15 protein-coding genes are annotated in these 24,301 nt (G+C 36.2%); 13 read left to right on the top strand and 2 right to left on the bottom strand.

Annotated elements, in window-relative coordinates; genetic code table 11:
• Positions 1-18 precede the first annotated feature (18 nt).
• Both IPH11_06860 and IPH11_06855 read left to right on the top strand, forming a co-directional pair.
• A complete protein-coding gene (locus IPH11_06860; GenBank protein ID MBK6913379.1) occupies positions 19-450 on the top strand; it encodes a sigma-70 family RNA polymerase sigma factor in 432 nt (143 codons plus the stop codon).
• Entirely contained in the window at positions 447-1,622 is a 1,176-nt protein-coding gene (locus tag IPH11_06855; GenBank protein MBK6913378.1) for an anti-sigma factor, read from the top strand. The genes IPH11_06860 and IPH11_06855 overlap by 4 nt, the downstream gene beginning before the upstream one ends.
• 2 nt (positions 1,623-1,624) lie before the next feature.
• Here IPH11_06855 and IPH11_06850 read toward each other — a convergent pair whose 3' ends face one another.
• Both IPH11_06850 and rocF read right to left on the bottom strand, forming a co-directional pair.
• A complete protein-coding gene (locus tag IPH11_06850) occupies positions 1,625-2,125 on the bottom strand; it encodes a hypothetical protein (protein MBK6913377.1) in 501 nt (166 codons plus the stop codon).
• Positions 2,122-3,039 (bottom strand): arginase, encoded by a 918-nt coding sequence (gene rocF, locus IPH11_06845; protein ID MBK6913376.1) that lies wholly within the window; start codon positions 3,037-3,039, stop codon positions 2,122-2,124. Before rocF ends, IPH11_06850 begins: the two co-directional genes overlap by 4 nt.
• Positions 3,040-3,183: 144 nt before the next feature.
• Between rocF and IPH11_06840 the strand changes: the two genes are divergently transcribed.
• The 11 genes from IPH11_06840 to IPH11_06790 all read left to right on the top strand — a co-directional run bounded on the left by IPH11_06840 (position 3,184) and on the right by IPH11_06790 (position 24,298).
• Complete coding sequence (locus IPH11_06840; GenBank protein ID MBK6913375.1) at positions 3,184-4,542, top strand: SpoIID/LytB domain-containing protein; 1,359 nt, start codon at positions 3,184-3,186, stop codon at positions 4,540-4,542.
• An 8-nt stretch (positions 4,543-4,550) separates the two neighbouring features.
• Positions 4,551-5,669: a glycosyltransferase family 4 protein gene (locus tag IPH11_06835; protein ID MBK6913374.1), complete on the top strand. Its 1,119-nt coding sequence runs from the start codon at positions 4,551-4,553 to the stop codon at positions 5,667-5,669.
• Positions 5,662-7,113 (top strand): glycosyltransferase family 2 protein, encoded by a 1,452-nt coding sequence (locus IPH11_06830; protein ID MBK6913373.1) that lies wholly within the window; start codon positions 5,662-5,664, stop codon positions 7,111-7,113. The genes IPH11_06835 and IPH11_06830 overlap by 8 nt, the downstream gene beginning before the upstream one ends.
• A gap of 116 nt (positions 7,114-7,229) precedes the next feature.
• Positions 7,230-8,213, top strand: coding sequence for a hypothetical protein (locus tag IPH11_06825; protein ID MBK6913372.1), 984 nt, complete (start codon positions 7,230-7,232; stop codon positions 8,211-8,213).
• Positions 8,214-8,583: 370 nt separating this feature from the next.
• The gene (locus IPH11_06820) at positions 8,584-11,001 is read left to right on the top strand and encodes a VCBS repeat-containing protein (GenBank protein MBK6913371.1); all 2,418 of its coding nucleotides are present in this window, start codon (positions 8,584-8,586) and stop codon (positions 10,999-11,001) included.
• Positions 10,941-11,534 carry an ASPIC/UnbV domain-containing protein gene (locus IPH11_06815; protein ID MBK6913370.1) on the top strand — a complete coding sequence of 198 codons (594 nt, stop codon included), beginning with the start codon at positions 10,941-10,943 and terminating at the stop codon, positions 11,532-11,534. The genes IPH11_06820 and IPH11_06815 overlap by 61 nt, the downstream gene beginning before the upstream one ends.
• A gap of 155 nt (positions 11,535-11,689) precedes the next feature.
• A complete protein-coding gene (locus IPH11_06810; protein ID MBK6913369.1) occupies positions 11,690-14,965 on the top strand; it encodes a VCBS repeat-containing protein in 3,276 nt (1,091 codons plus the stop codon).
• 89 nt (positions 14,966-15,054) lie between these two features.
• Entirely contained in the window at positions 15,055-17,694 is a 2,640-nt protein-coding gene (locus IPH11_06805; GenBank protein ID MBK6913368.1) for a VCBS repeat-containing protein, read from the top strand.
• A gap of 119 nt (positions 17,695-17,813) precedes the next feature.
• Entirely contained in the window at positions 17,814-18,254 is a 441-nt protein-coding gene (locus IPH11_06800; protein ID MBK6913367.1) for a T9SS type A sorting domain-containing protein, read from the top strand.
• 40 nt (positions 18,255-18,294) lie between these two features.
• The gene (locus IPH11_06795; protein ID MBK6913366.1) at positions 18,295-21,495 is read left to right on the top strand and encodes a VCBS repeat-containing protein; all 3,201 of its coding nucleotides are present in this window, start codon (positions 18,295-18,297) and stop codon (positions 21,493-21,495) included.
• Positions 21,496-21,745: 250 nt separating this feature from the next.
• Positions 21,746-24,298 carry a hypothetical protein gene (locus IPH11_06790; GenBank protein MBK6913365.1) on the top strand — a complete coding sequence of 851 codons (2,553 nt, stop codon included), beginning with the start codon at positions 21,746-21,748 and terminating at the stop codon, positions 24,296-24,298.
• The last annotated feature ends 3 nt before the right edge of the window (positions 24,299-24,301 follow it).

Genomic DNA, 24,301 nt, shown 5'->3' with positions numbered 1-24,301 from the left:
GAAAAATATTGTGAGGAAATTCTTAGCGATGTTTTTGTAATCATCTGGCGCAAAAGCAATTTATTCGACTTCGACAATGGAAATGTTTACAGTTGGATTATTAATCTAACAAGAAATAAAGCGTTGGATTTTTTAAGCCGGCAAAAAGATTCAACGTCTCTTCCGGAATATGATGACTCTTTTGAAGATGAGAATATAATTCCACACTCCATTTTAAAATCAGAATTGCCCGAGATAAAACTGGCACTGGATAGAAAAGAAATAATAGATAAGGCATTTAAAAAATTGACTGACGCCCAGCAATACGTAATTAACCTTGCCTATTACGAAGGATTAACTTCTGATGAAATTGCGGCAAGACTTCACATCCCACCGCAAACGGTGAAAGCCAAAATTAAAGTTGCTGTAAATATTTTGAGAGATAATCTATCTAAGGGGGAGGCAGTATGACTACAGAAGAAAGAAAAGAACTTCAACTTGCTATTTCTTTCGGCTGGAAAAAACTCTCTGAATTAAAGGACTCTTCTGAATTTCAAGATGATTCTTTCCTAACCGAGCTGGCAGCACTTCAAAATGATTTGTCACTACTGCCTGTCACTCTACAAATTGAAAACCCTCCATCTCAATTGAAAGATAAAGTTGCAAGAAAACTTTATCGGATAAAAGACGAGATAAGGACAAAAGTGAAACAGGCGACTTTGAACAATTCTGAAATTATCAGTGAACCAACCACCGAAATTCAAGAAAATATTTTGGAAGACTTGCCTGCTGTTCAAGTTGAAGAGGAAACCCCGGGAGTAGATTTTCCGGTTGATGAAGAGCCGCCAAGTTTAATGAAAATTGATGATGAGTTTGAGGAAGTTGAATCGCTTGAAAATGTAAGCACGAAGCTTGAGAATGAAATCGAAAAACTTGTTGGTAAAGTAAAAGCAGAGTCACAAAAAGAAAATTCCCAGCTTATTACTAACGAACCGGGAATTGATATTCAGGAAGAAGATAGAAGTACTGAATTAAATATTCCGCAAAGCAGCAAGCATGTTTTACCTTATAAGCCTGAAAGCAGACGAAACACATTTGAGGATTATGCACCGAAGAAAAAAAGTTATCTGTTTCAAATTATTTCTTTCGTTTTGTTTTTTATAGTTGCTGTTGGATTAGTAATTATGTATTTCAAGTTCTCTTCGGATGTAGATAATTATCAAATGCAGGTTGATCATCTAAATCAGGAAATCACAACTCTTTCAGCTCAGTTTGAAGGCAATTCCTCTTTGCAAGCCATTCTCGATTCCAGGGAATTAAGAGTTGTAAATCTGCAAAGAACAAATAAACTTGATAACGGATTTGCCAAAGTATTTCTTGATCCATCAGAAGGCAGGGGTGTTTTGCAGCTATCGGAATTACCTGCTATCGAAACGGGCAGAGCATATCATCTTTGGGGAAATGTTGGAGCAGATTATTATTCCTTGAGTGTCTTTACTTCTTTACAGCGAATGGATTTTAAAAACTTTACTTTTTCAGATTTTTTAATTCAGCCCGGAAGTAAATTTTTATTAATTGAAGACCCTGATGACAAGACGGATGCACCCGGGAGTAAAATTTTATTTGAAGGGGGTATTGAGTGAATTCACTTTCTATTGAATAAATAGACTATCCCGAATAACAACAAGAACAAATACCACAAGTTTAGAATAAGCTCCCAAAGGTTTTTTAAGAAAAGCACTATATCAGCCCTGCCACTATTTATAACTATTAATAAACTAAAACCAAATAATACAGCGGATACAAACGCCAGCATTATGTTATCGGTAGAGGTAAAAAACAGCATGAGAAAACCCCCACCCAGTATCATTAATATTACAGGTATAATCATTTCTCTAATAGTAAAAAATTCGAAATGATAAAGGATGATTACGGTCAGGCTAGAAAGAAAGATTATTGTACCGAAGAAAACTTTTCTGCGATCAGCAGAACTAAATCCATCCACAGCTTTTTTAAAACCCCAGAAACAAAAAATGAACGCTGCCAATTCAACTAAAGAAAAATAAATCACATCGAAAAATTTCAAAGTATAAAATACAAGCAGCAAAAGGATAACGATGGGGAAAATAATTTTCGAACTGTTCACAAAATACGCTGCCCCATGCTTGACGCAATAACATCAACTGTAAATACGGCACTTTGATTTCTATTATCCAGAATTGGGTTTACTTCGGTGACCTCTAATGAAGACATACATCCGCACTCAGCAATTGATTCCATCAGTAAGTGAGTTTCACGATAACTCAAACCCCCTGCAACAGGTGTTCCAACGCCCGGAGCTACTGATGGATCCACACTATCAACGTCAAAACTAACGTGAATATGATCAACCTTTTCTTTGAATTGCTTCAGTACTCTCGAAATAATTCTGTGAATACCAAGCTTATCAACATCAGACATAGTATAGACCGGTACCTGAAGTTTTTTGATTGTTTTTCTTTCTTCACTATCAACACTTCTGATTCCGATTAGGGCAACATTTTCGGGTTTAACTTTTGGAGCGAATCCATAAAAATTAACCAGCTTTTCATTTCCCACACCCATGCATGCCGCCAATGGCATTCCATGAATATTTCCCGAAGGAGTGGTTTTATCTGTATTCATATCCGCGTGTGCGTCAATCCAGATTACACCGAGTCGTAATTTGTTCTTCTTACAATGAGCCGAAATACCTGCAATTGTTCCTATTGCCATAGAATGATCACCGCCAATTATCAATGGAAATCTATTTCTACCTAAAATATTTTCAACTTTTGACGCTAATAGTTTTGATGTCTTTAGAATTTCATTTAAGTATTTGAGTTTTTCGTCAGTAACTTTTTGGCGTTCCATTATTTCTATTTGAACATTTCCTAAATCTTCAACCTCATAACCAAGATTTATTAACTTGGAACTAAGTTCAGCAATCCTTAGAGCTGAAGGACCCATATCAACACCCCGCCTGCCGGATCCAAGATCCATAGGAAACCCGATTATACTTACTTTTTCTTTTTGAACCATTATGATTTATAAAATGATTATTCTTTTTATTCAATTTAGAGAGATTGAAAATAATTTGCTAATAAGTCATATCTATTGCTGAATAAATATTTCTGCGCTTATCATTATATTTGGTTCACAAAAAGTGGATTTGAGAAATTATTAATGAAAAAATTTAAACAAGAGCCGTGGATTACTGTCGGGATTTTAACGGCCGATAAAATTGATTTTGAGTTATACGGCGACTTTCATTCTTTCGGATTTCGACAAATTTTCAGCGGACCCTTTTCCGCTGAAATAATTAATGACAGAATTATTTGCCGAAGTAAATCCGATAAAATGGAAATCAGTGATGAAATCATATTTGAACCGACAGACCCGATTGCAGAATCGTTTTTGATTAAAGAGGTACCAATCGGTAAAGAATTTCATTGGGAGAGAAAAGAGAAACAGAGGTTTATTTATCAGCTTAAACTTTTAAAGCACGGGCAAAAGATCATTGCAATAAATTTCCTCCCTCTTGAAAATTATCTTGTCAGTGTTATCTCTTCGGAGATGAGTGCAAAATCTTCCTTGCAATTATTGAAAGCTCATGCTATTGTTTCAAGAAGCTGGCTTCTGCGTCAGTTGGAAAATAAATCAATAGAAAAAAGTGAAGTTGAATCTGTCCCGGCTCAAATTGAAAATAAAAGCGAAAGTGAAAAAATAGTTTGGTATGATAAACAGGAGCATGAGCTTTATGATGTTTGTTCTGATGATCACTGCCAAAGATTTCATGGCGTAACAAAAATAACAACTGAAATTGCACGCCAGGCAATCGAACAAACAATGGGGCAAGTGCTTACTGATAGTGGAAATATTTGCGATGCCCGTTATTCTCAATCCTGCGGAGGAATTACTGAAGAATTCGAAAATGTTTGGCAGCCTGTTCATCATAATTATTTAAAATCTGTTCTTGATTACAAATTTGAACCGGATAATTATAATCTCGATTTCACCAGTGAAGCAAATTCTAGTAAATGGATCAAAGGAAATCCGCCTGCGTTTTGTAATACATTGGATAATCGGATTCTTTCGCAAGTATTGCAGGATTATGATCGTGAGACAAAAAATTTTTACCGCTGGAAAGTTGAATATACACAGCAGGAACTTTCTGACATAATAAAACAAAAAACCGGAATTGATTTCGGAAGCATTATTGACCTTCAACCTGTTGAAAGAGGAAAATCTGCAAGACTGGTAAAGCTTAGAATTGTAGGCTCAAAAAAAACTTTTGTTATAGGTAAAGAATTGGAAATTAGAAAAGTTCTTTCAAAAACTCATTTGCTGAGTTCAGCAATTGTGATTGAAAGAGGAGAACTTAGAGATAGCATTCCAATGCGATTTATAATATGGGGTGCAGGATGGGGGCATGGTGTCGGGCTTTGTCAAATTGGTGCTGCAGTAATGGCATACCGGGGGTTTATGTTTGACGAAATTTTGATGCATTATTTTAGTAATGCACGAATCACAAAAATTTATTAGACAGCAAGATGAAAATTTTATATTCCTGTCTTTCAAAAAGCTGGGGGGGGATGGAGATGTTTACATTAACAGCAGCTAAGCAGCTCATTCGAAGGAATAATGAAGTGAAACTTCTTTGTATTCGGGATTCACGAATTCATGTTGAAGCAAGCGCTGCCGGAATACTTACACACGCAATAAAGTTTCGCGGATATTTTAATCCTTCCGAAATCATCAAATGCGGCTTAACATTACGCAAAGAAGCATTTGATTTAATTCACACGCAAGCCTCGAAAGACTTATGGCTTCTGGTTCCGGCTCTAAAAATATTTCAATTACAGGTGCCTTTGTTTTTCACAAAACAGGTAGGTTCATTTATTGAAAAAAAGGATTTCCTTCATAACAAGATTTACAATAGAGTAAATAAAGCCTTTGCAATAAGTAATGTGATTAAAAAAAATCTACTCGAAACAACTGCTTTGACTGAAGATAAAATTATTTTACTTCATAATGGAATTGATACTGAAAGGTTTGACCCCGAAAAAGTTGATAGAAAAAAAGTTAGAACCGAATTGAAAATATCAAATAATGAAATTGTAATTGGAATGCTTGCAAGATTCAGTCCGGGCAAAGGTCACGAAGAATTTCTCGCTGCGGCAAAACAATTAAATGAGAAGAATGATAAATTACGCTTTTTGATTGTCGGAGAAGCCAGTCACGGTGAGGATGATTATGCAACTCAAATAATAAAATTAGCCTCTCAACTTAGTATAGAAAATATTTTATTCACGGGATTCAGAAGCGATACCCCGGAAGTCTTAGCAGCGATGGATATTTTTGTTTTTCCTTCACACTCGGAAGCCTTTGGAATTGCTTTGGTGGAAGCCATGGCAATGGCGAAACCATCTGTTTGCTCTAATTCGGATGGAGTACTTGACATCGCAATTGATGGAGAAACATCATTTCTTTTTGAAAATAAAAATGCCAACGATCTTGCAGAGAAAATTCAGAAACTACTTTCAGAACCTGGATTAGGGTTACATATGGGGGTGAAAGCAAGAGAGCGTGCGGTCAACAAATTTGATCTAAATATTTTGACTGACCGTGTTATCCGTTTTTATAAACAGGAATTGAATCAAGATGAATAATAAAAAAATAACAGCATTTCTTTATTCAACGGGCAATGGGCAAGGTAGTATTTTAGCCAGACAATTACTTGCCCATGAGTTGGTTGAAAAGATAATTTTTTTATCAAATAAAAATGATAAAGAAATTCATGCTTCCCCTAATGAAATACTTATTAAAAATATTTTTAGTTCATTAGTTGTTGATGAATTATTAAACAGGACAAAAACAGATTTTGCACTTTTCGTTTTCGATAAGAATCAAATTGAAATAAATACTCAGGCAATATTTAGGTTAATAAAAATTGCGGAGACATACTCAGCTGGAATTACTTTCTCTGACTATAAAATTTTGGAGGGAGAAATCTTTAAATCAAATCCTTTAATTGATTATCAATATGGCAGCGTAAGAGACGATTTCGATTTTGGCTCTATGGTATTGATAAGCAGGGATTTACTTCAAAAATATTCAAACGAACTTGGAGAATTAACTTGCTCTGGTTTTTACTCGCTGGTTTTATTTGCCTCCAGAAATTCAGTGATAAAAAGAATTCCAGAATGGCTTTACTTACAAAAGAAATCAACAGATAAAATTCATTTTGAAAAACAATTTGAATATGTGGATATATCAAAAAAGGATATTCAAATTGAAAGAGAGAAAGTTGTAACAGATCATTTAAAAAAAATTGGCGCATTCATTTCCAATCCTTCAAAACTAATTGAAATAAATGAATCGTCATTCAAGTATGAGGCTTCAGTAATTATTCCTGTAAAGAACCGTGAGGCTACAATTGCTGATGCAATAAAATCAGCACTTGGACAAAAAACAGAATTTGAGTTTAATGTTATTGTTGTTGATAACCATTCAGATGACAAAACGTCTTCAATCATTAAATCCTTCAACAAAAAAGATCCGCGAGTAATTCACATTATCCCTGAAAATAGAACGTTGGAAATAGGAGGGTGTTGGAATTTAGCAATTAACGATGAAAGATGCGGAAAATTTTCTGTCCAGCTTGACAGTGATGATTTGTATCTTGATGACCAAACATTAAAAAAAATAATTTCCAAATTTTATCAGGAAAAAACCGCGATGTTAATCGGAAGTTATAAACTTGTTGATTTTCAATTGAATGAAATTCCCCCCGGAATTATTAACCACACAGAATGGACAGATGACAATGGCAGTAACAATGCATTAAGAATAAATGGGCTGGGAGCACCGCGAGCTTATTATACACCGTTGATAAGACAAATTCAATTTCCAAATGTAAGTTATGGTGAAGATTACGCAGTAGTATTAGAAATAATTCGAAATTATAAAATATCAAGAATTTTCGAGCCACTTTATTTATGCCGTCGCTGGCACGATAACACAGATTCACAGCTAAGCAGAGAGAAAGAAAATGAGAATAATTGGTACAAGGATTTTATAAGGACGGATGAAATACTAAACAGGAAAAAATAGGGGAGAAGGTAAAAAATAAGTGCCTTGTTTATCGCTCGGCATCTACCAATTATAACCAATCGAAATAATAATCAGAATTCAGGAAATAGAAAATGAAATTTAGGAATCAAAATTTTGTGTATAAAAACAAAATAAAATATTTACTTTATATAGTAGTTTTGGTAATCGTAATCCAAGCAGGATGCGGTTCCAACAAGTCCAACTCGGTCAATACTGGAAATGATTTTAGTAATTTAGTCCCAATAATGGATATGAGTTCCTCTGAAACCTACAACGGCGAGGAGGGTGGATTGTATGGAAATGGATCGAATGAACCACCCGCAGATCATATAAGCGCAGCCCAAAATATACTTAATGAAATAACTCCGCTGGACGAAAACGGTGACTCATCTTCAGATGGGAAAATCGGATTTATTTCTATCGGCATGTCAAACACTTCGATTGAGTTTAAAGATTTTATTTCTCTTGCCAATTCAGACTCTGAAACCTCCCCCTTTCTTGAAATCACCAATGGAGCTCAAGTTGGAATGACTGCTGAAGACTGGGCAGGCACTGACGAACCTTGGCAAGTGCTTGAACAAAGGATTCAAAATGATGGGCTAACGAATGAACAAGTTCAGGTTGCCTGGGTAAAATTAGCTTTAGCATACCCCAGCACTGGCTGGCCCCAAGCCACCGAAACACTGAAGGAATATCTAATAACCACTATGCAAAGACTTAAGCAGAATTTCCCCAACATTAAAATTGTATATTTATCGAGTCGCAGTTATGGTGGTTATGCACTAATCGATAAAAATCCCGAACCTTACGCTTACGAAAGCGGATTCGCAGTAAGATGGTTAATCCTCGATCAGATTAATGGTAGTGCTGAGTTAAATTTTGATCCATTAAAAGGTACGGTTCAGGCTCCACTTTTACTTTGGGGTCCATATCTATGGGCTAATGCATTAACTCCAAGAAGTGATGGGTTGGTTTGGGAGATTAGTGACTTTGAACCGGACGGGACTCATCCAAATGATCAGGGAAAAAGTAAAATTTCTGATTTGCTTCTAAATTATTTGAAGACTAGTGAATTAGCAAAGTCCTGGTTTCACAAATGAATTGAACTCAACTATAGGAAATTATAACGCTGTTAGCGAAAATGTAAATGTCTCTTTATAGTATCAATTTTTATTCTGATACATCTGACATAAAATAAATTTGCTAAGTTTGATATAATCATTCGTTTTCTGTGGTACAGTACTTGATTTTATCTCTTCTACTAATTCTAAATGTTTTAAAAAAAAATCTAGAAACCATTTGACATTTAAATCAAAATAAACTATTATCACTAACCAAATTTTGCTTAATTGATTTAAAAATCCCTTTTTACAAAAAATAATAAATCACTCAACTAGTGAATAATAATTAGTAACCGAAAAATAAGTTTTTATACAATTAATAATCACAAATCATTAACGAGAGGTTAAAATGAAAACAGTACAAACGTTCTTTCTCGTGCTTTTAAGTCTGCTGATAGTGTCAGCTGGTGTGAAGGCACAAACATTCACTGATGTTGCAATCCCCATGGGGATTGATCATTCTTGGAATGGTTCATTCTTTGCAGGTGGGGTTAGCTTTGCCGATATAAACATGGACGGTAAAGATGATATTACCCTGAGTACTCAAACAACTGAAAATATGATGATCTTTAGAAATAGAACTACAGATTTCAGAGATCGAGTTACTCCAATGGGAATTTCTGAATTGTTCCGCTCCAAAACAGTGTTGTGGGCTGATTATGATAACGATGGCGAAAGAGATCTTCTTGTAGTAAATGCAAACGAAGTCGTTAGGTTATACCATAACTCGGGTAATGGCACACACACCGATGTCACTGCTACCTGTGGTATGAGCACAGCCATCGGAGAATTCTCCGGAGCTGCTTGGGCTGATTATGATAATGATGGATGGCTTGATCTTTATGTTGGTGCACATGATTTTGCTTTAGGTAACATTCTTTACCATAATAATGGTGACGGAACATTTACTGATGTTACTGCAACTGCAGGTGTTGCTAATTTTGGTAAAATGAACTTAACAGTTTCTTGGTTTGATTTTAATAATGATGGTTTTCAGGATATATATAGTGCAAATGATTTGAACATTGGAAATACTCTTTTCGATTTATTTGTTTCAGTTTCTGATGGTCCTACCGGTCCCGGTGATCCTGCAAGAACTAATGTGTTTTATACAAATAACGGTAATGGCACTTTTACTGTAAATTCAGGGTCTGGTTTGATGACTGACAATGATTACAGTTACGGTAATGCGATTGGTGACTTTAATAATGACGGCTGGCAGGATTTGGTTGTACTCAATGCAAATGGTACTAAAACCAAACTATATCAAAATAGCGGCGGTGCAAATAATTGGATAAAAATATTGTTATCGGGAACTTCAAGTAATTTTGATGGTTTCGGCAGTGTGATCGAAGTTTATCAAGGAGGTAGTAAATTTATCAGAACGACTCACAGTGCCGTCAGTTTTGAATCACAGAACAGCAGAACCAATACGATTGGTGTCGGTACAGCAACAGTCATTGATTCAATTAGAATTTTATGGCCAAGTGGTATTGTTGATGTATTAAGAGATGTACCGGTTGGACAGCTTATAGATGTCGTTGAAGGAACATGGGCTGCACCAATACAGCATTTTAGAGATGTTGCAATCGACCTCGGAATAGACCATACATATAATGTCGATTTCATGGGTGCGGGTGTAAGTTTTGTTGATTTTAACAAAGATGGACTTGATGATATAACTTTAGGTACCGAAGGTGGTAATAATATTGAAATCTTTAGAAACAAAACTCCACGTGACTTTAAGAATGTTGTTACAAGATTGGGACTTTCTGAAACTTCTTCTTCCAGAACCATTATCTGGGTTGATTATGATAATGACGGTGATAAAGATTTATTTATAGCTAATGCTGATAATGTAAGTCATTTATATCGCCGCGATTCACCTTCCAGTTTTACAGACGTCACAGCCACTTCGGGCTTATCAACTGCAAACGTCTCAACTATGTCCGCAGCTTGGGCTGATTATGATAACGATGGTTGGTTAGATGTTTACATCGGCAACAGAGTTAACAGTCTTGGAAACTACCTGTACCATAATAATGGTGACGGTACTTTTACAGATGTCACTACGACTGCTGGAGTTTCAAATTTTGATGTCCTTAATTTGACAGTTACCTGGTTAGATTTTAATAATGACGGATATCAGGATATATACTTAGCTAACGATTTTGAACAAGGCAACACACTCTTCAAAAATAATGGTGATGGCACGTTTGCAGATGTAAGTGTTAGCTCTGGTGCTGATCTTCACTTTGCTGCAATGGGATTAGCTGTCGGCGATTATAACAATGACGGTTTCGTTGATATTTATGTTTCAAATAGTCCAGTTGGTAACGGTCTCCTCAAGAATAATGGCGACGGTACATTTACAGATGTCGCATCTTCCCTTGGCTTGCTGATAAACAAAATATGCTGGGGTGGTAATTTCGTTGACTATGATAATGATGGTGATTTAGATTTATTCGTAAGCGTCTCTCATGGAAACGGAATGTCTGATCCTGAAAGCCAAAATGTGTTGTTCGCTAACAATGGTGATGGCACTTTTTCAACTCCCGTTTACACATGGATTAATCTGGATAAATCTCAAAGTTACGGCAATGCGATCGGTGATTTTAATAACGATGGTTTTTCTGATATAGCCGTAGTAAACGGTTTCGGTACCAAAACTACTCTTTGGAAAAACAGTGGCAACACTACTAATCATTGGATAAAATTAAACTTAATGGTGTCTCAAGTAATAAAGACGCTATTGGCTCTGTTATAGAAGTTACAGTTGGCGGCAATACTGTTAAAAGATTTGTTCATAGTCAAATTAGTTTCCAGTCACAGAACAGTTTAACACAAATTATCGGTGTTGGTACTTCTAGCATTATTGATGAGATTAAAGTTACATGGTCAAGTGGATCTGTTACTACCTTGACTAGTGTAGCAGTTGATCAGACACTTACTATCACCGAGGGCACTCTGGCTCAACCTCAATTATCAAAGGAAATTTTACTACCGCAGCAGTTTGGTTTGGATCAGAATTTCCCAAATCCATTCAACCCTTCTACTGTAATTAAATATCAATTACCTGAAGATGCTTTTGTCAAAATCGAAATTTTCAGTGTAACTGGTGAAAAGATTGCCGATTTAGTAAATAGTGAACAAAGTGCTGGATATTATTCAGTGAATTTTGATGCTAATAATATAGGGAGGGGTTTAAGTTCGGGTATCTATCTTTATAGAATTACTGTTGACGAAAGATCAACTGGTATTCATTATAACGATTTGAAGAAAATGATCTTAATGAAGTAATAGGTGCTTAACCACTATTACTCATGATTTATTAGCTCTCTCCACTCTTATGAGTGGAGAGAGATTTTTTTATTTAAGCGCTATATTTTTAATTCCTGTTCTTCCTCATGCCGGTTAGTGAATTTTATTAAAACAAAGGAAACATAAAAGAATTAATGTTAATTATTCTAAAATCATTTTTTCACAATAAACAAAAGTTGTTTATTAAATTTTTTAGTCCCACTAAAACTCCTTACGGGGGTGTGTTCAAATATATCTCATTGCTTTCTATTGTTTTTTTAAATTCCTTTCCTATATATCCTCAACAAATTACTTTTACCAATGTTGCCTCCGGATTAGGTATAGACCATACAAGTAACGTAATTTTTTTTGCTGGCGGGCTGAGTTTCTGCGATTTTAATCAGGATGGTTTTGATGATTTGACTCTAAGTAAATATTTTGAGCAAATTCAAATACTTGAGTATAATGGCACTCAATATATAGACGTTAGCTTGCAATACGGAATTGCTAACAACCTAAGATCAGAAACTCCAATCTGGGCAGACTATGACAATGACGGTGATAAAGATTTTTTTATTTCCAACAGAGGAGCGACAAGCAGATTATTCCGCAATGAAGGTAATTTTTCTTTTATTGATGTTACTGCTTCGGCTGGTTTATCTCTTGCGGTAAATGAGACTATGCCGGTAGCCTGGGCAGATTATGATAATGATGGTCTGTTAGATTTATATGTTGGGAATCGGGATCTCGTTGTTGGTAATTTTTTATATCACAATAACGGCGATGGTACGTTTACGGATTTAACAACTCTTGCCGGTGTTTCAGACTTTGGACATTTAGCGCTTGCCGTATCTTTTTTGGATTATGATAATGACGGATGGCAGGACATTTATGTTGCGAATGATCTCAATAAAAGGAATACTCTTTTCCACAATAACACCGATGGTACTTTTACGGATGTTAGTAATGTTTCCGGTGCTGGTCTCATTATTGATGGTATGGGCATAGCGATAGGAGATTATGATAACAATGGATACCTGGATATGTATGTATCGAATATGCCGGATGGTAATAAACTATTAAAAAATAATGGAGACGGAACATTTACAGAAGTATCAGATCAATTAGGAGTAGCATTTAACAAACTATGCTGGGGAGTAGAGTTTTTCGATTACGATAATGACACAGATTTAGATTTACACGTATGTGCTTCAGACGGACCAGGTGCAAGGGGTGATCTAGACAACCGGAATATACTTTATAAGAATTTAGGTAATGGGACATTTGCAGTAGCTACGGGGACAGGATTAGACATCGACTCATCATTCAGTTACGGAAGTGCAGTGGCAGATTACAATAACGATGGATACCTTGACTTAGCGATACTGAATGCATACGGAACAAAGACACAACTATGGAAAAACAACGGGGGGAGTAATAACTGGTTTAAAGTTAACCTTGAAGGTACTATTAGCAATCGAGATGGTGTCGGGAGTATTATTGAAGTAACCCTTGGAAGCCAAAAGTTTATCAGATCAACACATTGTGGAATCAGCTACCAATCACAAAACAGTTTTACCGAAACAATAGGGATAGGACAGGCAGCAGTAATAGATACGATAAAGATAAAATGGCCAAGCGGGATAGTAGATATATACACAAACATACCAGCGGGCAGTACGATAAACTCAATAGAAGGGGAAACCTTAGCTCAGCAAAGTGCAGTTACATTCAGCGATGTAACAAATCAGGTAAAAATAAACCATAGCTATAACATAAGTTTTTTTGCTGGAGGAATAAGTTTTGCTGATGCCAATGGAGATGGACTGGATGACATAACACTAAGCAGCACAACAGGAGAGAACATACAACACTTGAGAAATAAAACCACAAAGTTTAAGAATATAACTCCGACAATGGGGATAAATGAGACAGGGCAATCGATGTCGGTAATATGGGCAGACTATGACAATGACCGGGACAAAGATTTATTCGTAACAAATCTTGGTGGAGTAAACAGACTATATAAAAACAACCGCGGGGCATTCACGGACGTAACAGCCATAGCTGGGTTATCACTTTCTTCTGATCAGAGTACGGGTTCAGCTTTTGCAGATTACGATAACGATGGCTGGCTGGATCTATACGTTGGACAAAGAGAAGATCTAAAAGGGAATATATTATATCATAACAATGGAGATGGAACATTCACAGAGGTGACTGTACAGGCAAAAGTTGAAAACATTGGAAAACTTTGCTTGACAATAAGCTGGTTAGATTATAACAATGACGGATATCAGGACATCTATTGTGCAAATGATCTTATGAAGGGAAATACATTATTTAAGAACAACGGCAACGGAACATTTACAGATGTAAGTGAATTATCAGGAGCGGGTCTTCAGATGGCTTGTATGGGTATAGCATTAGGAGACTATAACGAAGATGGGTGGCAGGATATATATTTAAGCAACGGCCCTGATGGTAACAGGATGTTAAAGAACAACGGCAACGGCACCTTCAGCGAGTTAGCAGGCACACTGGGGCTAAACATCGGGAAGGTCTGCTGGGGAAGTAACTTTATAGACTATGATAATGATGGAGACCTGGATTTGTTTGTCAGCGTGTCAGATGGACCAACCGGACAGGGGGATCCCTCAAGACAGAATGTACTGTTCTGGAATAAAGGCAACGGTACATTTGCACAAGCAGTGGGAACAGGCTTGGATGTAGATGCATCATATAGCTATGGAAATGCCATAGGAGATTATAACAATGACGGATATCAGGATATAGCAATATTAAATGCTAACGGAACCAAGACACAGTTGTGGAAAAATAACGGTGGTATAAACAACTGGATAAAAATAAAACTGAAAGCTACGGTTAGTAATCGTGATGGAATAGGCAGCAGAATAGAGACATATACTGGCGGGAAAGTATCACACAGGGTGGTAACCAATGAGATAAGCTACCAATCACAAAACAGTTTGACACAGACGATAGGATTGGGCACATCGGCAGTTGTGGACTCAATAATAGTAAACTGGCCAAGCGGGCAGAGAAGTAAAATAACATCACCGGCAGTAAATCAAACACTAACTATAACAGAGGGAGTGTTAAACGTACAGCCAACAACGGAGATGAAGAAAGAGTTGGATATACCGGGAGAATATTTAATCAGACAGAACTACCCCAACCCCTTTAACCCGACAACGGTAATAGAGTATCAGCTGCCGGAAGGGACAGAAGTAAAGATAGAGATATACAATATAGTAGGTCAAAGAGTAAAAGAATTACTGTTAGGACAGAAGGAAGCCGGGTATCACAAAGTTGAGTTTAATGGAGCAGGATTACCGAGTGGAATTTACTTATATAAAATGACAGCAGGTAACTATTCTGAATCTAAAAAAATGATTCTGTTGAAATAATTAATCAAGCATATTTCTTTCGCCATATGGTTTTATTTCATCGGTTATTACTAAGCGAAACGTATTATTATTAAAAGGGACTACTATTTATGTCAATAAAAATTCTTCGAGTTATAACTATTTGTTTTATTGTAGCTTTATTTGCAATCAAAACAAATTCACAAAATGTAACCTTTACTGACGTCGCCCCTCAGCTAGGTATAGATCATACAACCAATATAAGTTTTTTTGCCGGAGGATTAAGTTTCTGTGATTTTGATCTTGATGGTCTGGAAGATTTATCTTTAAGTAATTTTGGCGCAGAAATTCAAATCCTGAATTACGATGGAAGTAGTTATACAGACATTCGTTCTCAGCTCTTGATTTCCAATGCACATCGTTCACAGACATTGGTCTGGGCAGACTATGACAATGATGGCGACAAAGATTTTTTTATGTCTGATAGGGGGAACACTAGTAGATTATTTCGTAATGATGGAGTTTCAACTTTTTTAGATGTTACTGCTTCAGCAGGATTAACCTTACTTGCAAATCAAACCATGGCAGCAGCTTGGGCAGATTATGATAATGATGGATGGTTGGACATTTATGTGGGAAATCGTGCTGTTGACCAGAGAAGTTACCTTTATCATAATAATGGTGATGGCACTTTTATCGACGTAACTATTGAAGCCGGGGTGGGGGATATTACTCGTTTACCATTGGCTGTATCTTTTCTGGATTATGATAATGACGGATGGCAGGACATATACTGCGCAAATGATTTGATGGGTAGAAATACATTATTTCGCAACAATACTGATGGAACATTCACAGATGTTAGCGTTGAGGCGGGGGCAGATATTATTGTCTCTGGTATGGGCATAGCGATAGGAGATTATGATAACAATGGATACTTGGATATGTATGTATCGAATATGCCGGATGGTAATAAACTATTAAAAAATAATGGAGACGGAACATTTACAGAAGTATCAGATCAATTAGGAGTAGCATTTAACAAACTATGCTGGGGAGTAGAGTTTTTCGATTACGATAATGACACAGATTTAGATTTACACGTATGTGCTTCAGACGGACCAGGTGCAAGGGGTGATCTAGACAACCGGAATATACTTTATAAGAATTTAGGTAATGGGACATTTGCAGTAGCTACGGGGACAGGCTTAGATATCGACTCATCATTCAGTTACGGAAGTGCAGTGGCAGATTACAATAACGATGGATACCTGGATTTAGCGATACTAAATGCATACGGAACAAAGACACAATTGTGGAAAAACAGCGGCGGAAGTAATAACTGGTTCAAAGTTAACCTTGAAGGTACTATTAGCAATCGAGATGGTGTCGGGAGTATTATTGAAGTAACCCTTGGAAGCCAAAAGTTTATCAGATCAACACATTGTGGAATCAGCTACCAATCACAAAACAGTTTTACCGAAACAATAGGGATAGGACAGGCAGCAGTAATAGATACGATAAAGATAAAATGGCCAAGCGGGATAGTAGATATATACACAAACATACCAGCGGGCAGTACGATAAACTCAATAGAAGGGGAAACCTTAGCTCAGCAAAGTGCAGTTACATTCAGCGATGTAACAAATCAGGTAAAAATAAACCATAGCTATAACATAAGTTTTTTTGCTGGAGGAATAAGTTTTGCTGATGCCAATGGAGATGGACTGGATGACATAACACTAAGCAGCACAACAGGAGAGAACATACAACACTTGAGAAATAAAACCACAAAGTTTAAGAATATAACTCCGACAATGGGGATAAATGAGACAGGGCAATCGATGTCGGTAATATGGGCAGACTATGACAATGACCGGGACAAAGATTTATTCGTAACAAATCTTGGTGGAGTAAACAGACTATATAAAAACAACCGCGGGGCATTCACGGACGTAACAGCCATAGCTGGGTTATCACTTTCTTCTGATCAGAGTACGGGTTCAGCTTTTGCAGATTACGATAACGATGGCTGGCTGGATCTATACGTTGGACAAAGAGAAGATCTAAAAGGGAATATATTATATCATAACAATGGAGATGGAACATTCACAGAGGTGACTGTACAGGCAAAAGTTGAAAACATTGGAAAACTTTGCTTGACAATAAGCTGGTTAGATTATAACAATGACGGATATCAGGACATCTATTGTGCAAATGATCTTATGAAGGGAAATACATTATTTAAGAACAACGGCAACGGAACATTTACAGATGTAAGTGAATTATCAGGAGCGGGTCTTCAGATGGCTTGTATGGGTATAGCATTAGGAGACTATAACGAAGATGGGTGGCAGGATATATATTTAAGCAACGGCCCTGATGGTAACAGGATGTTAAAGAACAACGGCAACGGCACCTTCAGCGAGTTAGCAGGCACACTGGGGCTAAACATCGGGAAGGTCTGCTGGGGAAGTAACTTTATAGACTATGATAATGATGGAGACCTGGATTTGTTTGTCAGCGTGTCAGATGGACCAACCGGACAGGGGGATCCCTCAAGACAGAATGTACTGTTCTGGAATAAAGGCAACGGTACATTTGCACAAGCAGTGGGAACAGGCTTGGATGTAGATGCATCATATAGCTATGGAAATGCCATAGGAGATTATAACAATGATGGATATCAGGATATAGCAATATTAAATGCTAACGGAACCAAGACACAGTTGTGGAAAAATAACGGTGGTATAAACAACTGGATAAAATAAAACTGAAAGCTACGGTTAGTAATCGTGATGGAATAGGCAGCAGAATAGAGACATATACTGGCGGGAAAGTATCACACAGGGTGGTAACCAATGAGATAAGCTACCAATCACAAAACAGTTTGACACAGACGATAGGATTGGGCACATCGGCAGTTGTGGACTCAATAATAGTAAACTGGCCAAGCGGGCAGAGAAGTAAAATAACATCACCGGCAGTAAATCAAACACTAACTATAACAGAGGGAGTGTTAAACGTACAGCCAACAACGGAGAGGAAGAAAGAGTTGGATATACCGGGAGAATATTTAATCAGACAGAACTACCCCAACCCCTTTAACCCGACAACGGTAATAGAGTATCAGCTGCCGGAAGGGACAGAAGTAAGAATAGAGATATACAATATAGTAGGTCAAAGAGTAAAAGAATTACTGTTAGGACAGAAGGAAGCCGGGTATCACAAAGTTGAGTTTAATGGAGCAGGATTACCGAGTGGAATTTACTTATATAAAATGACAGCAGGTAACTTTTCTGAATCTAAAAAAATGATTCTGTTGAAATAATAAGAAATTAATTACAAGATTTATTAATAGAGGAGGCCTTATGAAAACTGCCATATTAATTTTAATCAGCTTTTTAATTATCAATAGTAATAAAAATCTAATCGCGCAAGTAACATTTACAGATGTTGCAGAATCCTTAGGTATTGATCACACTTATTATTGGCCTTTCTTTAATGCTGGATTAAGTTTTTGTGATTTCGATAAGGATGGTTTAGAAGATTTGACATTACCAACAGTGACGGGCGAAAAAATTCATCTTTACAAATTTGATGGTCAGTATTTCACAAATATCGTGGATCAAACTGCTTTAAGCGATACTCAAAGAGCAAACTGTTTGTTGTGGGCAGACTATGACAATGATGGAGACAGAGATTTTTTAATAACTAATAGAAATTCTTTCGATCATCTTTATAGAAATGATAATGGAGAGTTCATTGATGTAACGAGTGCGGTTGGACTTCCTCTTGATATAACTTTTTCTACTGCAGCTTGCTGGGCTGATTACGATAAGGATGGCTGGCTCGATCTTTACATTGGAACAAGAGACTGGAATTTTGGCAGTCATCTTTACCATAATAACGGTGATGGTACCTTCACGGATGTGACTGACTTTGCAGGTGTTTCCAATTTTGGGAAACTTCCTCTTGCAATTTCTTTTTTAGATTATGATAATGACGGATGGTTAGATATTTATAATGCAAACGATTTACATCAGGGCAACACACTATTTAAAAACAATGGCGATGGTACATTTACGGATGTAAGTGTTGCCTCGGGAGCAAATGTGTATGTGTCTGGAATGGGAATTGCAATCGGTGATTATGACAACAATGGATTTCTCGATATGTACATAACAAATGTGGACGAAGGCAATGCATTTCTCCATAATAATGGAGATGGAACTTTTACTGAAAAGGCAAGCTACCTTCATATTGGTGTTGGTAAGTTTGGGTGGGGGACTTCTTTTTTTGATTATGACAATGATGGTGATTTGGATTTACTTGTAAATAATAGTGGCGGTTTGCAAGGCAGAGATGATCCCGCAAGAAACAACACTTTCTTTCGAAATAATGGCGATGGTCAATTCACCGAATTATTCGATACCGGGTTGGAAGCTGACACATTTTATAGCTATGGTAGTGCAACGGCGGATTTCAACAACGATGGATATCTCGATGTCGCAATTCTTAATGCCTACGGTCATAAATCTCAGTTATTTCAAAATTCCGGCGGTACAAACAACTGGATAAAAATAGGATTGGAGGGAACCGTCAGTAATAGGGAGGGGATTGGAAGCGTAATTGAAATTTGGCGTTCGGGAATAAAGTTTATCAGAACTACACATTGCGGGATTAGTTATCAATCACAAAATAGTTTTATAGAAACAATTGGCGTAGGGCAATCGACAGTTATTGATTCAATTATTATTAAATGGCCTAATGGACTAGAGGATGTTTATAGGAATGTTTTAGTCAATCAGAAACTAAATGCAGTGGAAGGAGAAACTCTGCTTCAACCAAATCCAGTGACATTTACTGATGTAAGCAGCCAGATGAAAGTAAACCACAGTTATAACATAGATTTTTTTGCCGGGGGGGTAAGTTTTGCCGATGCAAACGGAGATGGTTTGGATGATATTACCTTCAGCAGCGGAATAGGAGAAAACATTCAACATCTTCGAAATAAAACCACAACATTTAAGAACATAGTTAATAAGATGGGGATAAGTGAGTTAGGCAGAAGTAAGGCTGTTATTTGGGCAGATTATGACAATGATCGGGATAAAGATTTATTTGTCGTAAATCTGGGAAGCGTTAGCAGACTTTACAGAAATGAAAGAGGAATTTTTACAGACGTAACAAGTATATCCGGTTTATCAATGTTTTTAGAGCAGAGCACAGGAGCATCATTCGCCGACTATGATAATGATGGTTATTTGGATTTGTATGTCGGGAATAGAGATGATTTTCAGGGCAATAGACTTTATCATAATAATGGAGATGGAACATTTACAGATGTCAGTGAAACCACTAAAGTAACTAACACTGGCAGACTAGCTCTTACTGTAAGCTGGTTGGATTTTAATAATGATGGTTTCCAGGATATCTATTGTGCGAATGATCTTATGAAGGGTAATACGTTATTTAAAAACAATGGGGACGGAACTTTTACAGATGTAAGTACATCGTCCGGGGTTGACCTTCAGATGGCGTGTATGGGAATTGCTGCAGGTGATTTTAATGATGATGGTTGGATAGACATGTATTTAACAAATGGTCCTGATGGTAACAGGATGCTAAAGAATAATGGAGACAGTACTTTCAGTGAGGTTGCTGGTTTGTTAGGAATTAATGTGGGGAAAGTATGCTGGGGCGCCAATTTTTTGGATTATGATAACGATGGTGACCTGGATCTGTTTGTTAGTGTTTCTAACGGAATAGCCGGAAACCAAACAAGAGAAGATATGTTATTCTGGAATAAAGGCAACGGTACATTTGCACAGGCTTTAACAACTGGAATAGAATCTGATACATCTTTCAGTTATGGTAATGCTATTGGTGATTATAACAACGACGGTTATTCTGATATCGTAATTCTAAATGCCAATGGAACTCAAAGTAAATTATTGAAAAATAATGGCTGGACTAATAATTGGCTGAAAATAAATCTCAAGGGAACTGCAAGTAATCGTGATGGTCTCGGTGCTACTGCACAAATTTTTTTAGAAGGTAAAAGTACAAGAAGAAGTCTATATAACGAGATCAGTTATCAGTCACAGAATAGTTTGACATTAATTTTTGGCGTAGGCGAATCCATAATGATAGACTCCTTGATAGTTAATTGGCCAAGTGGAGTAGTTGATATACTAAGAAAAATTGATGTTAATCAACTGCTCACGATAGTTGAAGGTAGTTACGCCGAAAAGACTCCCAGCTTAGAAAAAAAACAAATAATTCCTGAAGAATATTCACTTAATCAGAATTACCCTAACCCATTCAATCCAACAACAACTATAAGCTATCAGTTGAAAGATAAATCTGAAGTAAAAATAGAGGTATTCGATATACTCGGTAGAAAGATCAGACAAATAGAAAGTGGCGTTAAGGCAGCGGGATTTTACGAACTATTATTTAATGCAGAAAGTTTACCAAGCGGTGTGTATGTTTATCGCATTTTTGCAAAAAGTTTGGAATCAGGACAGACATTTAACGACTCAAAAAAATTGATTTTGATGAAGTAATGCAGCTATGATTATTTAAATTATTTTCTTTATAAAAAATTATAAACTTAGGGGAGAATTTCACTAAAAAAGTCTATATTTGCGTCACAAAAAATTGCAGACTTTAAATTCAAAGTGAATTCCGATCAAAATGTTCTTCGTTTCTGCTATTTATAATTCTCAATTATGTCTTCAAAAATTTTTTTCATTTAAAATTCGAACTTTCGATTTCGAATAACTGCATAATATTATTAATTATTGTTTTAAAATTATGAGCAATTTACAGAATTGGTTCCCGGAGATAACTAACCATACCTCAATTAAAGAATCAAGTATTACATTTAATCTTTCAAAATTTATTCTAATCACTTTCCAACTTGCGCTAACATTATTAGTTGTTTATTTGTTTAGAATAGAAGAGCAGAATGGCTTACTACTAATTATTCTTCCGTTATTTATCTCATTTGTTATTCATAGTATGCTTCCAATTAAATATCGATCAGCCTTCTTTGTCCTGTCTTCGATGATTGCTTTTGGATTTGTTTTAGGAACTGTGAATACTCTTATTCTAATAACGATAGCACTCTTTTTTATTGGGATAGCTCAGCTTCCAATTTCTTTTGTTGTAAAGGTTTTATTATTAGTTCTTTCAGCAGTAGGTCTAGTACTTTTAAGACTAAATTTTATACCAACGCCCTGGGCACCTCTTGTGATGCCAGTAATTGGCTCTATGTTTATGTTTAGGATGATTCTTTATATATATGAGATAAAGAAAAATGATTTGAAGAGTTCCATTTGGATGAAGCTTCAATATTTTTTTATGATTCCTAATGTAAGCTTCCCTCTTTTTCCCATTGTGGATTTTAAAACTTATTTACATACATACTATGATCAGGATCAATACGAGATTTACCAAAAAGGTATTCAATGGATCATTCGCGGTGTTATACAATTACTGCTTTACAGAATAATCTATATGTATTTTGTTTCTTCGCCATCTAAAGTAGTAGATACCGGAACATTGATTGTTTATTTATTATCTAATTATGCTTTGCTCTTCAAAATTTCTGGTCAAGCTCATCTTATAGTAGGCGTCCTTTGTTTATTTGGATTGGACTTACCGCAAATTTTTAATAAATATTTACTCGCATCTGGATTTAGTGACTTCTGGAGGAGGATAAATATTTACTGGAAAGATTTTGTAATGAAAATATTTTATTATCCGATTTTCTTTCAATTGAGAAAAATGGGTATGGTAACGGCTACAGTTATTACGCTAATGATTATGTTTTTATTGACATGGCTTCTTCACTCCTATCAATTTTTTTGGCTTACCGGCTCATTTCCTTTGACGTCGGTTGATGGATTGTTCTGGGGAATTTTTGGAATTTTTGTTACTATCAATTCAGTTCTTCAGATGAAGAAAAAGAAGAAGAAAAATCTTGCAAAAAAAGGGTGGAGTTTTATACCGGCTCTAAGACTTTCCGCTAAAATTGTTGCAATGTTTGTTTTTATGTGTCTTTTATGGTCTTTATGGAGCAGTGTTTCTATCAGAGAATGGATTTCTTTGATCTCGGTATTTCAAACCAGCAGTTCAAACGAAGTTTTAATAATCATTTTAGTATTAGTACTTGTTACCGTGTTAGGTGCGATGATACAATACCCTATTGAAAAATTATTAATCTCAAATATTATTACTCAAAAATCTTTTTTAAAAAATTCCGGGATAGCTTTTTTAAGTCTCATAGTAATTTTAATTGCAAGAATGCACGAATATTATTTACCCGAGGATTCAAAATTCTCTGTTCTAATCAGACCTATTGAAGAGCAAAGATTAAATGTAGCAGACATAGAAGAATCTGAAAGAGGCTATTACGAACCTATCCTTTCAAGCAATCAGCTTACTAAAAGTCTTGATATTCAGATTAAAGAAGTGACTCCAAAAGATTGGCACGAGAAAGATCAAAACATTGCAATTAGAAAATCACACGATATGGTAGTTGACGAACTTATCCCAAACACTAAAACAACATTTAAAGGCACTGCCTTCGAAATTAATTCTTTTGGATTAAGGGATAAAGAATACACATTGGAGAAACCCAACGGAACATTCAGGATGGCTCTGCTTGGCGGGTCATTTGAGATGTCTTCGGGAGTGGAGGCTTACCAAGGATATGAATGGCTAATTGAAGATAAATTAAACCTTGAGAAACCCGTTTCCGAGTTTAATAATTATGAATTTTTTAATTTTGGTGTTGGCGGTTATGGCATGACTCATTGCGTAAAACTTATTGATTCAAAAGTATTAAAATATGATATGGACGCAGTAATTTATATTTGTCACTCAAGGGAATATGATAGAGCGATAGGCAGATTGTATAAACAAATTTTATCCGGGGCAGATCTTGAATATGATTTTTTAAAGAAAATAATTAAAGATGCTAAGTTAGATAAGAAAATGCCTCGAAGTGAGTTTCTTCGAAAATTGGATAACGTTAAAACAGAACTAATACGTTGGGGGTATAAAAAAATGGCTGAGCAATGTAATAACTCGGGCGTGGTTCCTGTTTGGGTGTTCCTGCCCACACTTGAAGGTTTAGATAGCAAAGAAGAGTATGCCGAGATGAGCAAACTCGCCAAAGAAGCAGGCTTTAAAATAACTATAGATCTTTCACAGGTTTACGATGGTCACGATTTGTTAACTTTATGGGTGCAGCCGTGGGACAGGCATCCTAATGTAGAAGGTCATCAGCTAATAGCCAATATGTTATACACCAAATTGATGAAAAATAAAAATATTTTATTTAATATTAAAAACTTTTAACCT

The sequence above is a fragment of the Ignavibacteriales bacterium genome (assembly GCA_016709155.1).
Classification (GTDB): Bacteria; Bacteroidota; Ignavibacteria; order Ignavibacteriales; family Ignavibacteriaceae; genus JADJEI01.
This window is presented reverse-complemented; position numbering and strand designations above follow the sequence as displayed.